12 protein-coding genes and 3 tRNA genes are annotated in these 13,803 nt (G+C 73.9%); 9 read left to right on the top strand and 6 right to left on the bottom strand.

Annotated elements, in window-relative coordinates; all coding sequences use genetic code 11:
* The first annotated feature begins 34 nt into the window (after positions 1-34).
* On the top strand, positions 35-1,945 hold the full coding sequence (gene dnaG / locus AB0M03_RS08575; RefSeq protein ID WP_363489883.1) for a DNA primase: 1,911 nt from the start codon (positions 35-37) through the stop codon (positions 1,943-1,945).
* 239 nt (positions 1,946-2,184) lie between these two features.
* The gene (locus AB0M03_RS08580; RefSeq protein ID WP_363490058.1) at positions 2,185-3,279 is read left to right on the top strand and encodes an RNA polymerase sigma factor; all 1,095 of its coding nucleotides are present in this window, start codon (positions 2,185-2,187) and stop codon (positions 3,277-3,279) included.
* Between the two features lie 15 nt (positions 3,280-3,294).
* On the opposite strand, the gene AB0M03_RS08585 is transcribed toward AB0M03_RS08580, so the two are convergent.
* Entirely contained in the window at positions 3,295-4,728 is a 1,434-nt protein-coding gene (locus AB0M03_RS08585) for an FGGY family carbohydrate kinase (RefSeq protein WP_363489885.1), read from the bottom strand.
* Between the two features lie 113 nt (positions 4,729-4,841).
* Complete coding sequence (locus AB0M03_RS08590; RefSeq protein ID WP_363489887.1) at positions 4,842-5,135, bottom strand: hypothetical protein; 294 nt, start codon at positions 5,133-5,135, stop codon at positions 4,842-4,844.
* Between the two features lie 289 nt (positions 5,136-5,424).
* Between AB0M03_RS08590 and AB0M03_RS08595 the strand changes: the two genes are divergently transcribed.
* A tRNA-Asn gene (locus AB0M03_RS08595) sits at positions 5,425-5,497 on the top strand.
* Between the two features lie 46 nt (positions 5,498-5,543).
* Positions 5,544-5,616: transfer RNA gene (locus AB0M03_RS08600), tRNA-Asn, on the top strand.
* 90 nt (positions 5,617-5,706) lie between these two features.
* Here AB0M03_RS08600 and AB0M03_RS08605 read toward each other — a convergent pair.
* Complete coding sequence (locus tag AB0M03_RS08605; RefSeq protein WP_363489889.1) at positions 5,707-6,447, bottom strand: trypsin-like peptidase domain-containing protein; 741 nt, start codon at positions 6,445-6,447, stop codon at positions 5,707-5,709.
* A 258-nt stretch (positions 6,448-6,705) separates the two neighbouring features.
* On the opposite strand from AB0M03_RS08605, the gene AB0M03_RS08610 reads away from it, so the two are divergent.
* Positions 6,706-6,779: transfer RNA gene (locus tag AB0M03_RS08610), tRNA-Ile, on the top strand.
* Between the two features lie 170 nt (positions 6,780-6,949).
* Here the strand turns inward: AB0M03_RS08610 and AB0M03_RS08615 are convergent.
* Entirely contained in the window at positions 6,950-7,777 is an 828-nt protein-coding gene (locus AB0M03_RS08615; protein WP_363489891.1) for a polysaccharide deacetylase family protein, read from the bottom strand.
* 282 nt (positions 7,778-8,059) lie between these two features.
* Here AB0M03_RS08615 and AB0M03_RS08620 point away from each other — a divergent pair, with 282 nt between their 5' ends.
* From AB0M03_RS08620 to AB0M03_RS08630, 3 genes are all read left to right on the top strand, one after another.
* Positions 8,060-8,524, top strand: coding sequence for a hypothetical protein (locus AB0M03_RS08620; protein WP_363489893.1), 465 nt, complete (start codon positions 8,060-8,062; stop codon positions 8,522-8,524).
* A gap of 141 nt (positions 8,525-8,665) precedes the next feature.
* On the top strand, positions 8,666-9,370 hold the full coding sequence (locus AB0M03_RS08625) for a class F sortase (RefSeq protein WP_363489895.1): 705 nt from the start codon (positions 8,666-8,668) through the stop codon (positions 9,368-9,370).
* Between the two features lie 33 nt (positions 9,371-9,403).
* Complete coding sequence (locus AB0M03_RS08630) at positions 9,404-10,312, top strand: pyridoxal-phosphate dependent enzyme (protein ID WP_363489897.1); 909 nt, start codon at positions 9,404-9,406, stop codon at positions 10,310-10,312.
* On the opposite strand, the gene AB0M03_RS08635 is transcribed toward AB0M03_RS08630, so the two are convergent.
* Positions 10,299-11,837, bottom strand: a complete 1,539-nt coding sequence (locus tag AB0M03_RS08635; protein WP_363489899.1) for an LCP family protein — start codon at positions 11,835-11,837, stop codon at positions 10,299-10,301. The genes AB0M03_RS08630 and AB0M03_RS08635 overlap by 14 nt on opposite strands.
* A gap of 175 nt (positions 11,838-12,012) precedes the next feature.
* Entirely contained in the window at positions 12,013-12,459 is a 447-nt protein-coding gene (locus AB0M03_RS08640) for a MarR family transcriptional regulator (RefSeq protein WP_363489901.1), read from the bottom strand.
* A 101-nt stretch (positions 12,460-12,560) separates the two neighbouring features.
* Here AB0M03_RS08640 and AB0M03_RS08645 point away from each other — a divergent pair, with 101 nt between their 5' ends.
* Positions 12,561-13,580 carry an NADP-dependent oxidoreductase gene (locus tag AB0M03_RS08645; RefSeq protein ID WP_363489903.1) on the top strand — a complete coding sequence of 340 codons (1,020 nt, stop codon included), beginning with the start codon at positions 12,561-12,563 and terminating at the stop codon, positions 13,578-13,580.
* Positions 13,581-13,803: the final 223 nt, after the last annotated feature.

Consider the following 13,803-nt stretch of genomic DNA (forward strand, 5'->3'; position numbering starts at 1 on the left):
CCTCCGTTCCCGCCCGGTCGCCTACACTTCACGGATGGCCGGGCGGATCAGGGACGAGGACGTGCAGGCGGTGCGCAGCGCACTGCCGATCGACGCCGTGGTCGGCGACTACGTGCAGCTCGTCAACGGTGGCGGTGCGCAGCTGAAGGGCGTCTGCCCGTTCCACGACGAGAAGTCCGCCTCCTTCTACGTCCATCCGGGCAAGGGCGTCTTCAACTGCTTCGGCTGCGGCGAGGCCGGCGACACCATCTCCTTCCTGATGAAGATCGAGCACTGCTCGTTCGCCGAGGCCGTCGAGCGGATGGCCGCCCAGGCCGGCATCACCCTGCGCTACGAGGAGGGCGGCTACTCGCCGCGCCACCAGCAGGGCGAGCGGACCCGCCTGGTCGAGGCCCACAAGGCCGCCGCCGCCTGGTACGAGGAGCAGCTCGCCTCCCCGGAGGCCGAGATCGGCCGCCGCTTCCTCGCCGAGCGCGGCTTCGACGAGACCGCCGCCAAGCGCTTCGGCGTCGGCTACGCCCCGGCCGGCTGGGAGCACCTCGTCCGGTACCTGCGCGGCAAGGGCTTCAGCGACAAGGAGATCCTGCTCGGCGGCCTGGCCTCCAAGGGCCAGCGCGGCGGCCTGATCGACCGCTTCCGCGGCCGCCTGATCTGGCCGATCCGGGACACCGCCGGCGAGGTCATCGGCTTCGGCGCCCGCCGCCTGCGCGAGGACGACAACGGTCCCAAGTACCTCAACACCCCCGAGACGCCGCTCTACAAGAAGTCCCAGGTGCTGTACGGCATCGACCTGGCCCGCAAGGAGATCGCCAAGTCCGGCCGGGCGGTGGTCGTCGAGGGCTACACCGATGTGATGGCCTGCCACCTCGCGGGCGTGGAGACCGCGGTGGCCACCTGCGGCACCTCCTTCGGCGAGGAGCACATCAAGGTGATCCGCCGCTTCCTGATGGACACCTCCCAGTACCGAGGGGAGACGGTCTTCACCTTCGACGGCGACGCCGCCGGCCAGAAGGCCGCGCTGCGGGCCTTCGAGGACGACCAGAAGTTCGCCGCCCGCACCTCGATCGCCATCACCCCCGGCGGCATGGATCCGTGCGAACTGCGCCTCGCCAAGGGCGACGACGCCGTCCGCGAGCTGGTCGAGAACCCCGTCCCGCTCTTCGAGTTCGCCCTGCGGCAGGCCGTCGCCCGGCACCGGGTGGACACCGCCGAGGGCCGGGCCGCCGCCCTGGAGGAGGCCTCCCGGATCATCGTCCGGATCAAGGACCGCTCCATCCAGCACGAGTACGCCGTCCAGCTCGCCGGCATGCTCGGCATCCTCGACGAGCAGTTCGTCGTCCGCCGGATCGGCCAGCTCGCCCGCTGGCAGCGCGAGAACCAGCAGAACGGCCAGACCCGCCCGGGTGCCCGCCGAGCCGAGCCCGCACCGCAGCCCGTCCGCCCGGCCGAGCCCGCGTACCGGCTGAACCCGCGCGACCCGGCCCAGTTCGTCGAACGTGAACTACTCAAACTCGCCCTCCAGCACCCCGAGTTGGTCAGCCCGGCGTTCGACCAGTACGGCGAGGACGAGTTCCCCACCCCGCCGTACCAGGCGGTGCGACGGGCGATCGGCCAGGCCGGCGGCGCGGCGTACGGCGCCGCCCTGCCGGACTTCACCGGATCCGTCCGCGAGGTCTGCCCGGACGACGAAGTGCGGCGCCTGGTGCTGGAGCTGACGGTCGAGCCGATCCGCTCGCGGCGCAAGGCCGACGAGATCTACGCCGGCGAGTTCCTGGTGAAGCTCCGCCTGCAGGCCGTGGACCGCCGCGTCACCGAGGTCCGCGCCCACCTCCAGCGCCTCGGCAACCGCGCCTCCGCCGAGGAACTCAACGCGGTGCAGAGCGAGTTGTACGCCCTCCAGCAGTACGGCCACCAACTCCGCTCCCGCGGCACCGCGGCACTCTAGGGCTGCCGCCACGACAGCCGCGCCCCTTGTGGCGGGCCGACGGCGACCCGGGTGTCCGTACATCTTCACGAAAGCCGCTGCACGACTCTCGGTCCCGCGTGTGGCGTGGCCCACACTGGTGGGTATCCCAGTCCCGTGTGGCGCGGCGTCCTCCAGCTGCCGCGCGCGGCCCCGAAGGGATTCCCGTGGAGCTTGCCGCAGTCCGCCGACCCCAGGCCCTCGCGAACGAGGACGGCACCGTGCACGACCGCGCCGGAGGACCGCCCGACGCACAGACCAGGGTGCCCCCGCAGGCCGGGCCGCCCGAGGCCGAGGAGGCCGTCCGGAGCGGGGCCGCGCAGACCGGCACCGGGCACGACGAGGCCGAGGAGCCCGACGCCGCCCCCGTCCCGGCCCTGGACGACACCACCGGCCCCGCCGCCGACCTGCTCCGCCAGTACCTCCGCGAGATCGGCCGGGTCCGCCTGCTCACCGCCGAGGAGGAGGTCGAGCTGGCCCGCCGGATCGAGGCCGGCCTCTTCGCCGAGGAGGCGCTGGACCGCGCCGCCGCCGCGGGGGAGCCGGTCGGTGCCGCCCTGGCCGACGACCTGGACCGCCTGGTGGTGATCGGGCGGATCGCCAAGCGCCGCCTCATCGAGGCCAACCTCCGCTTGGTGGTCTCGGTCGCCAAGCGGTACGTCGGCCGCGGCCTGACCCTGCTTGACCTGGTGCAGGAGGGCAACCTCGGCCTGATCCGCGCCGTGGAGAAGTTCGACTACGCCCGCGGCTACAAGTTCTCGACGTACGCCACCTGGTGGATCCGCCAGGCGATGAGCCGGGCGCTGGCCGACCAGGCCCGCACCATCCGCGTCCCGGTCCACGTGGTCGAGCAGATCAACCGCGTCCTGCGGGTCAAGCGGGCGATGCTCCAGGAGCACGGCAGGGAGCCCACCGCGGCGGAGGTCGGGCTGGCCGTGCAGCTGCCCGAGGAACGGGTCCGCGAGGTGCTGCGGCTGGCCCAGGAGCCGGTCTCGCTGCACACCCCGGTCGGCGAGGAGGAGGACGTGGCCCTCGGCGACCTCATCGAGGACGCCGACGCCGCCTCGCCCGCCGAGAGCGCGGCCCTGTTACTGCTCCGCGAGCACCTGGACGCCGTGCTGGCCACCCTCGGCGAGCGGGAGCGCCAGGTCGCCCGGCTGCGCTACGGCCTGGACGACGGCCGGCCGCGCACCCTGGAGGAGATCGGCCTGCTCTTCGGCGTCACCCGCGAGCGCATCCGGCAGATCGAGTCCAAGGCGCTCGGCAAGCTCCGCGCGCACGCCTACGCCGACCAGCTCCGGGCGTACCTCGACTGACGGCTCCCGCCCCGGTCAGCCGGCCGTCTCCGGGTGGATCTGCTCGCGCACGGCCTTGAACTGCTGGCGCACCGCGTTGCCGATCGCCAGGTCCGTCTCCGGGTCCGGGGTCAGGGCCACCACGTCGGGCAGCTCCCACACGGGGGGCTCGGGGGTGCCGGCCAGCGCCCAGGCGGCCTGCCGCGCCGCACCGCGCGCCGCGTGCGCGCCGGCCGGCGGGACGAGCACCGGCACGCCGAACAGCAGCGGCGCGATCTCGCGGACGGCCTGCAGCCGCCCGACGGCGCCGAGCAGGAACACCCGGTGGACGGCGACGCCGTGCGCGCGCAGCACGTCCAGCGCCTCGGCGACGTTGCAGAGCATGCCCTCGACGGCGGCGCGGGCCAGGTGCTGAGGGCCCATCGACTCGGCCCGAAGGCCCGTCAGGGTGCCGGCCGCGTGCGGCAGCTTGGGGGTGCGCTCACCGTCCAGGTAGGGCAGCAGCACCAGCCCGTAGGCGCCGGGGGAGGACTGCAGGGCGAGGTCGCTGAGCGCCTCCAGGTCGCAGCCGAGCATGGCGGCGGTCGAGCGGAGCACCTGTGCGGCGTTCAGCGTGCCGGCCATCGGCAGGTGGCGCCCGGTGGCGTCGGCGAAGGAGGAGACGGCGCCGGTGACGTCGACCACGGCCTGCTCGTGCACGGCGAAGATGGTGCCGTTGCCGCCGAGCGAGACCACCGCGTCGCCGGGGCGCAGGCCGAGCCCGAGGGCGGCGGCCATGTTGTCGCCGGTGCCGGCCGAGATCAGCAGGCCCTCGGGGGTGTGCCCGGCGGCCTCGGCCGGGCCGAGCACGTCCGGGACGTGCAGCTCGTGGCCGAGCGCGAGCTTGATCAGGTCCTGCCGGTACTCGCCGGTGACCGGCGACCAGTACCCGGTGCCGGAGGCGTCGCCGCGGTCGGTGGTGCGCCGCCTGGGGTGGCCGAGCAGCTGCCAGACCAGCCAGTCGTGCGGCAGCAGCACCTCGGCGATCCGCTTCGCCGAGACCGGCTCGAACTCGGCAAGCCAGCGCAGCTTGGCGATGGTGTACGTCGGCGAGGGCACCGAGCCGATCGCCTCCACCCACGGGGCGGGGCCGCCGAGCGCGTCGATGAGCGAGGCGGCGGCCCCGGCCGAGCGGGGGTCGTTCCACAGCAGTGCGGGGCGCACCAGCACTCCGCCCGCATCGAGCCCGATCAGGCCGTGCTGCTGGGCGGAGACGCCGATCGCGGTGACGCCCTCCAGCAGGCCGCCGGTGGCCGCCACGCCGAGGGAGTGCAGCCAGGTCTGCGGGTCGACCTCGGTGCCGCGGGCATCGGCGCCCTCCGGGAGCGGGTGCGGCGCCCGGCCGTCCCGCAGGACGGCGCCGGTCTCGGCGTCGCACGCGACGATCCTGGTGCGAGTGGTGGAGCTGTCGATGCCCACAACGATGGCCATGATGCGATCATGCCTCAGCGGACGGCCGGTACGCGGCCGACCGCGTCAAGTGTTGCCCAGTCGGTACAGGACCTGCGGAGGTCCCGTGTCCGTCGCGCGCCGCGGGGCGTGTCCTACGGGCGGACGGTGCCCCAGCTGTCGTCCGTCGCGTGCTGGCGCTGGAAGTACGAGACGCGGTCGGTGACGGCGTTCGGCAGCCGGTCGCCGACCTTGTCCGCGACGGCCCCGGCCGCCTTGCCGGCCACCGCGCCCGCCTGCTGCTTGGCCTTGCCGGCGGCGTCCTGGACCTTCGGGTTCTGCGAGACCTTCTGGGCGGTGCGGACGATCTGTTCGTACCGCTGCCGGCCCGCCTTGGCGCCGAGGACGTAGCCGACCCCGGCCCCCACGATGAACGTCAGCTTCCACATGCTCTGCTCTCCGCCCTTCCACGCGGTCGTCTGCCGCGTTGCGCCTACCCGTCGATCCCGGCGGCGAACCGCCCCGGAGGCAGCTGCCCGCAGGGGCGGGCGCGGCCGTGGCACCAGCATCCCCGGCCGCGCGGACGGCCGCGCGCGGGGCGCGCCGGGCGGGGCGGGCGGCCCGCGGCCGGGAGCCCGGGGGAAAGCGATTGGCGGACCACCCCCCACAGTGCGCTAATGTATGTCCCGCAGCGAGCGCCGAGAGCCCGGGAGATCCGGGGGCGAGGCGGAAGCTCGATCCCCCATAGCTCAATTGGCAGAGCAGCCGACTGTTAATCGGCAGGTTATTGGTTCGAGTCCAATTGGGGGAGCCCCGGACGGCCCTCGCGGCCGCCCGTTCGTTTGCGGTAACAGCAGTCCCCCATAGCTCAATTGGCAGAGCAGCCGACTGTTAATCGGCAGGTTATTGGTTCGAGTCCAATTGGGGGAGCTTCACCCCGAGTGGCGGGTGATCAGCGCAGAGCGAAGGCCCTTCGGTCCCACCGAGGGGCCTTCGTGTTTCCCCGGGGCGGCCGGCCGTTCAGGCGGTGGCCCGGCGGTACAGCTCGGCGACCCGCGCGTCGAAGGCGACGCTGTAGGAGACCTGGTCCTCGAACCCGCCCTGCTGGTAGCCGCCGATCACCCCGATCACCGCGCCGTCCGCCGTGAGCCACGGGCTGCCGCTGGTGCCGACGCTGTAGCCGGTGCAGCGGAAGCTCTCCTGGGTCGGGCTGTGCGAGGCCGTCCGGGTGCTGCAGGTGATCGGCTCCTCACTGTCGTTCGGGTAGCCGGTGACCGATACGGGCAGGTCGAAGCCGCGGCCGGTGCCCAGGCGGTTGCCGCCGAGCACGTCCTCGATCTCCTGGCCGTCCACGCCGGCGACGGTGAGGAAGGCCACGTCGTACTCCGGGTCCTCGGCGGCCGTCCAGCGCCCGTCCACCGTGATCCCGGTGAGCGGCCAGGTGCCGTAGGGGGTGCGGCCGTCGCGGAAGCCGGGGGCGAAGACCAGGCCCTCCTCGCGGCCGCGGTCCAGGGTCTCCACGCAGTGGGCCGCGGTGACCAGCAGGTTGCGGTGCGGGCTGCTGACCACGCTGGCGGTGCACATCCGCGGGCCGTCCGCGCTGCCGAGGAAGAGGGCGCCGATCCGGTCGTTGGCGGCGTCCCGCGGCGCCGGGTGCGAGCTCGGGATCTCCGGGGTGCCGCCGGGCCAGGCGCAGGCCGACGCGGTCAATTGGACGGCTGCGAGCAGTACCAGCGCGCCGGTTCGCCGCCTGCCTGCCATCAGCCCGTCTCGCTTCCGTCGGTGGCCGGCCGCCGGATGCGGGCCCCCTACAAGATCTATCAGCACCCGGGCGGGCCGCGCCAGAGATGCCGAGGGCCGGACGGAGGGGGCGGGTGGGTCGGGCGGAGTGCGCGGGCGTACCCGGATGCGCACCCGGCGCGCATTCAGGCTGATCGACCGGCTATGCTGCCGGTGACGGCCCTGAGGGGCCGTCTGCTGCTGCAAGGGCCTTCGCGCCGGCGCGGCAGGCCGGATCGGGGGGCGGTAGCTCAGCCGGTTAGAGCAGGGGACTCATAATCCCTTGGTCGTGGGTTCGAGTCCCACCCGCCCTACCTCCGACGGTCCGTGAAGCAGCCGGGCAGGGCTGTCCCCGCTGCCGAGAACCCTAGGGCACGCCGTCCGCGACAGGCCTGCGACAGGCCGTGATTCACCTGAACGGGGCCGCCTCCGGGCGTGATTGACCCCCGGGCGGCCCGTCACCGCACTGCCGCCGGTACCGCCGTCACTGCGGGGCCGTGAAGCGGTAGCCCTCGTCGATCAGTACGGGCAGGTAGGTCTGCAGCGCGGCGACGGTCTGCGAGCGGTCGCCGCCGCCGTCGTGGTTGAGCACGATCGAGCCCGGGCCGATGGCCTTCAGCACCCGCTGGGTGATCAGGGACTCGCCGGGGCGGGCCCAGTCCTGGGGGTCCACCGACCAGCCCATCGGACGCATGCCGAGTTCGGCGCAGATCCGCAGCGAGGCGTCCGACCAGTCGCCGCCGGGGGCGCGGAACCAGGTGGGGGCGCGGCCGGTGGCGCTGCCCAGCAGGTCCGAGGTGCGCAGCAGTTGGTCGTGGACGGTGGCGTCCGGGATGCCCCGCAGGTCGGGGTGGCTCCAGGTGTGGTTGGCGATGTGGTGCCCGCGGGCGGCGATCTCCCGGACGAGGCCGGGCTGCCGGGCGGCGTTCTCGCCGATCAGGAAGAAGGTGGCGCGCAGGTGGTAGCGCTCCAGGATGTTCAGCACGATCGGGGTGTGCACCGGGTCCGGGCCGTCGTCCAGGGTGAGTGCCACCAGCCGGTCGCCGGAGGTGAGGGAGAAGAGCGGGTTGCTCATCCGGCGTGGCTGCGGAGACAGCGGCCCGGACGGGGTGGCGGAGGCGGACGCGGTTGCGGAGGGTGCGGCAGAGGCGGAGGGTGCGGTCGGGACGGGGTCGGAGGGCAGCAGGCCGGCCGGGGCCGCCCCGTCGCCGCCGTCGTGGGAGGCCAGCTGGCACCCGGCCGCGGAGAGCAGGCCCATCCCGGCGACGCTCAGAAGCAACCGGCGGGTGATGATCTGATGATGTGACAGCATGGCGGATGCATGCCCGAGGCCGACCGAATGGCGCGGCCGATTGCCGCAGCTACACCCCAACGGCCCAGTGCCTCCCCCGGCTGCCGCACAGCCCCTCTTCCGCGACACTCCGGTGCAAGCTGCCGGGACGTCCCGGCTGACGGTCCGTCGGCCCCCCGGTGCCCCCCGACCAGCGGTGGCGGGCTGACGGCGCGTGAACCACGGTGGGGAAGGCGCGTCCGCGATCCCCTGCGCCGGCACCCAGGCCGGCTGTCGCACGGAGGCGCCGGAAGGACCGGACCCATGCTGCCCAAGCGCATCCTCCTCGCCGGAGCGGCCGCCGCCGCCGCCCTGGCCGTCGCCATTCCGGCCGCGTACGCCGACCCGCCCACTGGTCCCGGGGCCGACGACCAGAGGGTGTGGCAGGAGCAGGCACCGACGGAGAAGGCCCCGGAGAAGGCCCCCTCCGGCCGGACGGCCGAGGAGAAGTCCGCCACCCAGGACCACAAGTCCGACGCCAAGTCCGACCCCAAGTCCGGGAGCACGACGGACGGCTGGAAGGGCACCAAGGAGGGCAAGGACTCCGGCACGGAGACCAAGGCCGAGGGCTCCTGGACGGGCAAGGCCCCGCACGGCGGCGTCCACACCGGCGGCGGCGGGCTCGCCGTCTCCGGCGGCGGACTGGCCACCGGTGCCGCCCTGCTCGCGGGCGGCCTGGGCGTGGGGACGGTCGTCCTGCGCCGCCGCCGCGGCACCGACGCCGCATAACCACCCCCCGAGCGCGGCGCGGTTCCGACCCCGTGGAACCGCCCGCCCACCGGCCGCGTCCGGCCGTGTCCGCCCCGGAAGCCGGGCGCGGCCGGACGCGTCCTTCCCTTCTGAACAGGACCCCGTGAGAGGCGGCCGTCCATGGGCCAGCAGACGTCCGGCACCGACTCCCCGTCCGGGAAGCGCACCGGAGGCGAGGGCAAGAACGCGCTGCGCTGGGCGATGGGCCTCGCCGCGGTCGGGCTGCTCGTCATGTACCAGTCCGTGGAGACCACCCCGGCGGCCCCCCGCTCCACGGACAGCGGCCCCGCGGCGGTCGCGAGCGCCTCCCCGACGCCGCTCGTCCAGCCCAGCCGGGCGGCCTCGGCCGCCCCCGCGATGTCCCGCTCCAAGCCGGTCAAGCTGCGCATCCCGCAGCTGTTCGTCGAGGCCCCGTTCACCGAGCTCGGTCTCACCCCGGAGGGCGGCCTGGCCGCTCCGCCGCCCGAGGACCGCAACCTCGTCGGCTGGTACAAGGACGGCCCCACCCCCGGCCAGCGCGGCCCCGCCGTGGTCGCCGGCCACGTCGACACCACCAAGGGCCCGGCGGTCTTCCTGATGCTGTACGTGATGCGCCCCGGCAATCCGGTCGAGATCACCCGCGAGGACGGCTCGGTGGCGGTCTTCACCGTCGACTCGGTGCAGACCTTCCCCAAGAACGCCTTCCCCGACCAGCTGGTCTACGGGGACACCCCGGACGCCCAGCTGCGGCTGATCACCTGCGCCGGCGAGTACAACCGCGCCACCCACGACTACAGCGACAACGTGGTGGTCTTCGCCCACCTCAGCTCCACGCGGCCGGCCTGATCCGGCCCCCGCGCGGCCGCCTATCCTGGCGGGGTGCCGCTGCCCGCCGACCTGCCCACCCCGCTCACCGCGGTCGACGACCCGGTGCTCGCCCGGGCCGGCGTCGAACTCCGGCTGAAGCGCGACGACCTGCTGCACCCCACCGTGCCCGGCAACAAGTGGCGCAAGCTCACCCCCAACCTGGAACGGGCGCTGGCCGAGGGGCACACCCGGCTGGCCACCTTCGGCGGCGCGTACTCCACCCACCTGCGGGCCACCGCCGCCGCGGCCCGGGCGCTCGGGCTGGCGTCGGTCGGCATCGTCCGCGGCGAGGAGCTCGCCGACCGGCCGCGCAACCCCTCGCTGGCGGCGGCCGAGGCGGACGGCATGGAACTGGTCTTCGTCGCCCGCAGCGCCTACCGGGAGCTGGTCCGGGCCCGGGGGCACCCGCTGGTGCAGCGCTGGGGGCGCTGCCTGGTGCTCCCCGAGGGCGGTTCGAACGCGCTCGCCGTCCGCGGGACGGCGGCCCTGCCGGCGGAGTTGGGGGGCCTCGGCGAGCGGGACGTGGTGTGCTGCGCGGTCGGCACCGGCGGCACCCTGGCCGGCATCGCGGCCGGACTGCCGCCCGGTGCCCGCGCCCTGGGGGTGGCCGTGCTCCGCGGCGAGGGCTACCTGGAGCAGGAGGTGGCCGCGCTGCACCGGGCCGCGTACGGGCGGGAGTTCGACAACTGGCGGATCGACCACGGCCACCACGGCGGTGGCTACGGGCGGGTGCCGGCCGCACTGGAGGAGTTCGCGGCCGGCTTCGAGCAGCGACACGGCATCGGCCTGGAGCGCCGGTACGTGGCCAAGGCGCTGCGGGCCGTCCACGGGCTGGCCGCGGGTGGCGGGATCGCGCCCGGCAGCCGGGTGACGCTGGTGGTCACCGGGCTGCCGGACGGGCCGGCCGTCAGCCGTAGCTGAGGTCGGCGCAGAGGTCGCTGTCGGCCGGGCGGGCGTTGCCGGTGATGCCGGTCGGGATGCTGCTCGGCAGGGCGGCGACGGGGCCGGAGGTGTCGCCGGACGCGTGGTCCTGGCCGAGGGTCAGCACCAGGCCGTCGGCGTCCGCGTCGGGCCGGACGGTGGCGCCGGGGTAGAGCGCGGCGAGCTGCTCGGCGGCCGCCCGGTGCCCGGACGAGTATCCGACCGTGGTGGTGGACCGGCCCTTGGTGTTCGCCCCGACCACGACGTCGCGGTAGCCGTGGGCCCTGAGCGCGGTGGCGGCCCGGCCCGCGCTGCCGGCCGCACCGGAGGCGTTGTGCACCGTCACCTGCACGGCCGTCGCGACCGGCTCGGGCGCCCGGGTCTGGCCGGGGGAGGGCGACGGGGCGACGGACTGCGGGGCCGAGGCCGACGGCGAGGCCGGACCGCCCGACGGGGCGCCGGGCGAGGGGGTGCCGGTGGTGGCCGGGGCGGTGCTGCGGCCGTCCAGGGTGCGGTCCTGGCGGAGCAGCTCCCAGAGGGTGTCGACGTCCGGGTGGACGAGGGCGACCCGCGCGCCCGCGTACTCCCAGGGCACGGTGACGAAGGTGATGTCGGCGAGCTTGATGCCCTGCAGCGACTGGGCGAAGGTGGCCAGCTTCATGGCGCTGCCGAGCTCCTGGTCGACGGTGAGCGACTTGGTCGCGGCGTCGGCGAGCGGCAGCAGGGTGGTGAGGTCGAAGCCCTGCCCCTGCACCTTCTTGATCAGTGAGGAGAGGAAGGCCTGCTGGCGCTTCATCCGGCCGATGTCGGAGCCATCGCCGAAGCCGTGCCGGGCGCGGACGTAGTCCAGCGCCTGCCGGCCGCTCAGCGTCTGGCGGCCCTTGGTGAGGTGTATGCCGTAGGAGTCGACGTCGCCCGGGACGCACACGTCGACGCCGTGCACCGCGTCGGTCATCGCGGCGAAGCCCTTGAAGTCGATCACGATCGTGTGGTCGATCCGCAGGCCGGTCAGCGCCTCCACGGTGTTCTGGGTGCAGGCCGGGTTGCCCTCGGGGGACAGGCCCACGGTGAACGCCGAGTTGAACATCTGGTTGGTGCGCTCGCTCGTCCAGGAGCCGTTCGGCAGCTTGCACGGCGGGACGGTGACCAGGGTGTCGCGGGGGATGGAGACGCCGACCGCGTGCTTGTGGTCGGCGTACACGTGCAGCAGGATCGCGGTGTCCGAGTGGCCCACGCCCTCCTCGCCGCCGCCCAGCGAGCTGTTCCCGTCGGTGCGGGTGTCCGAGCCGAGCAGCAGCACGTTGACCGAGCGGCCGCCGCCGGACGCGGTGGGGCCGGCCGGAGGACGGCTGGTGGCGACGCCGTCCGCGGAGAACGTGCTGATGTTCTGGTCCAGCCGGTGGTAGAACCAGGCGCCGGCGCCGGCGGTCGCCAGGACCAGGACGGCGGCGGTCGCGCCGGCGATCCGCGCCAGGCGGCGGCCCGTGCTGCGGGAAGCCGCGGCAGGTCGGCTCTTGTCGGTCATCACACAGTTGCTCTCTGTACGGCCGTGCCCGGCCCGAAAAGCGGAATGGCCGGCACTCCTGTGTGCCCCCACCTCTGAGACGGCCTGGCGGGCCGTTCGGTTACACGCCGACCGGATCAGGTGCGGATTTTCTCCGCGCGAACCCGTCCGGCACCCCCTCGGCGGCGCTGCGCCCTCACGCGGACGGCGTGGCGCCCTCCAGCATCCGGCGGAGCAGGTCGCGCAGCTGGAGGCGCTCCTCCGGCGCGAGGGCGGCGAGCGGCTCCCGGGCGAAGTGCAGGGACTCCCGCAGCTCCACGGAGGCGGCCGTGCCGGCACCGGTGGCGGCGACCAGCTTGACCCGGCGGTCCTGCGGGTCGGCCTCGCGGGTGACGAACCCGCGGGACTCCAGCCGGTCGACGATGCCGGTGATGTTGGACGGCTCGCAGCTGAGGGTCTGCGCGATGTGCCGCATGGGCATCGGGCCGCGGCGCAGCAGGGCGAGGACCTTGGCCTGCGCGCCGGTCAGCGAGCGGGCGGCGGCGGCCTCCTCGTACTCGCGGTGGAAGATCCCGACCAGGCTCGCCATGAGGTCGGTGACCTCCAGCGTGACGGGGTCGATGGGCGGCTGCTGCGTCTCCATGGGGTCCATGGTACCTGAACATTTGACAATGTGAACTATTCATGTCCACGATTGCTTCAGTAGGTCAACATTTCAGGTCGCCACGACATGGAGGCAGCGCAATGGCAGAGCAGGACATCCCGACCACCGGCCGCGAGTGGCACCTGGCGGCCCGCCCCGTCGGCACCCCGGTGCCGACCGACTTCGCACTGGTCGAGGCTCCCGTCCGGCAGCCCGGCCCGGGCGAGATCCTGGTCCGCAACACCTACCTCTCGGTGGACCCGTACATGCGCGGCCGGATGAACGACACCAAGTCGTACGTGCCGCCCTTCGCGATCGGCGCGGCCATGGACGGCGGCGCGGTGGGCGAGGTCGTCGCCTCCGCCGCCGAGGGCTTCGAGGTCGGCGACACCGTCCTGCACGGCCTCGGCTGGCGCGAGTACGCCACCCTGCCCGCCGCGCACGGCGTCAAGGTCGACCCCGCGGCCGCACCGCTCTCGTACTACCTCGGCGTCCTCGGCATGCCCGGCCTCACCGCCTACGCCGGACTCCTCGAGGTCGGCTCCTTCAAGGAGGGCGACACCGTCTTCGTCTCCGGCGCGGCCGGTGCCGTCGGCTCGCTGGTCGGCCAGATCGCCCGCCTCAAGGGCGCCGCCCGGGTCGTCGGCTCGGCCGGCTCCGCGGACAAGGTCGCCAAGCTCGTCGGCGACTACGGCTTCGACGCCGCCTTCAACTACAAGGACGGCCCGGTCGCCGAGCAGCTCGCCGCGGCCGCCCCCGAGGGCATCGACGTCTACTTCGACAACGTCGGCGGCGACCACCTCGAGGCCGCCATCGGCGCGCTCAACCTGCACGGCCGGGCCGTGCTGTGCGGCGCCATCGCCCAGTACAACGAGACCTCCGCGCCCGCCGGCCCGCGCAACCTGGCGCTCGCCATCGGCAAGCGGCTGCGCCTCCAGGGCATGATCGTGCGCGACCACGCCGCGCTCCAGCCGCAGTTCGTCGCCGAGGTCGCCGGCTGGCTGAAGGACGGCAGCCTGCGCTACGACGAGACCGTGGTCGAGGGCGTCGAGAACGCCGCCGAGGCCTTCCTCGGCCTCCTCCGCGGCGACAACACCGGCAAGATGGTCGTCAAGCTCTGAGCTCCTGACGCCCCGTCATGGTCCACCCCCGCGGCACGTCGCCGCGGGGGTGGTTCGTGTGCGGGCGGAAGGTGCGTCCGCCCTGGTGCACGGCCCGACGGGGTGTCATCACCCGCCGCTCGAGGGGGTGATGGTGCGTCTCCGGACGGAATAGGTCCGTTCGGGGGAGTGCATGGGCAAGGGGGTGGACCTCATGGTGGATTCGACTAGCATTGGGTGAAAG

The sequence above is a fragment of the Kitasatospora sp. NPDC051914 genome (genome assembly GCF_040680995.1).
Classification (GTDB): domain Bacteria; phylum Actinomycetota; class Actinomycetes; order Streptomycetales; family Streptomycetaceae; genus Kitasatospora.

Coding starts and splice junctions, on each gene's coding strand:
- AB0M03_RS08585 (WP_363489885.1), bottom strand. CDS start 4,728: ATGGCCATCGTTGTGGGCATCGACAGCTCCACCACTCGCACCAGGATC.
- dnaG (WP_363489883.1), top strand. CDS start 35: ATGGCCGGGCGGATCAGGGACGAGGACGTGCAGGCGGTGCGCAGCGCA.
- AB0M03_RS08605 (WP_363489889.1), bottom strand. CDS start 6,447: ATGGCAGGCAGGCGGCGAACCGGCGCGCTGGTACTGCTCGCAGCCGTC.
- AB0M03_RS08645 (WP_363489903.1), top strand. CDS start 12,561: ATGGCAGAGCAGGACATCCCGACCACCGGCCGCGAGTGGCACCTGGCG.
- AB0M03_RS08590 (WP_363489887.1), bottom strand. CDS start 5,135: ATGTGGAAGCTGACGTTCATCGTGGGGGCCGGGGTCGGCTACGTCCTC.
- AB0M03_RS08615 (WP_363489891.1), bottom strand. CDS start 7,777: ATGCTGTCACATCATCAGATCATCACCCGCCGGTTGCTTCTGAGCGTC.
- AB0M03_RS08625 (WP_363489895.1), top strand. CDS start 8,666: ATGGGCCAGCAGACGTCCGGCACCGACTCCCCGTCCGGGAAGCGCACC.
- AB0M03_RS08620 (WP_363489893.1), top strand. CDS start 8,060: ATGCTGCCCAAGCGCATCCTCCTCGCCGGAGCGGCCGCCGCCGCCGCC.
- AB0M03_RS08640 (WP_363489901.1), bottom strand. CDS start 12,459: ATGGAGACGCAGCAGCCGCCCATCGACCCCGTCACGCTGGAGGTCACC.
- AB0M03_RS08635 (WP_363489899.1), bottom strand. CDS start 11,837: ATGACCGACAAGAGCCGACCTGCCGCGGCTTCCCGCAGCACGGGCCGC.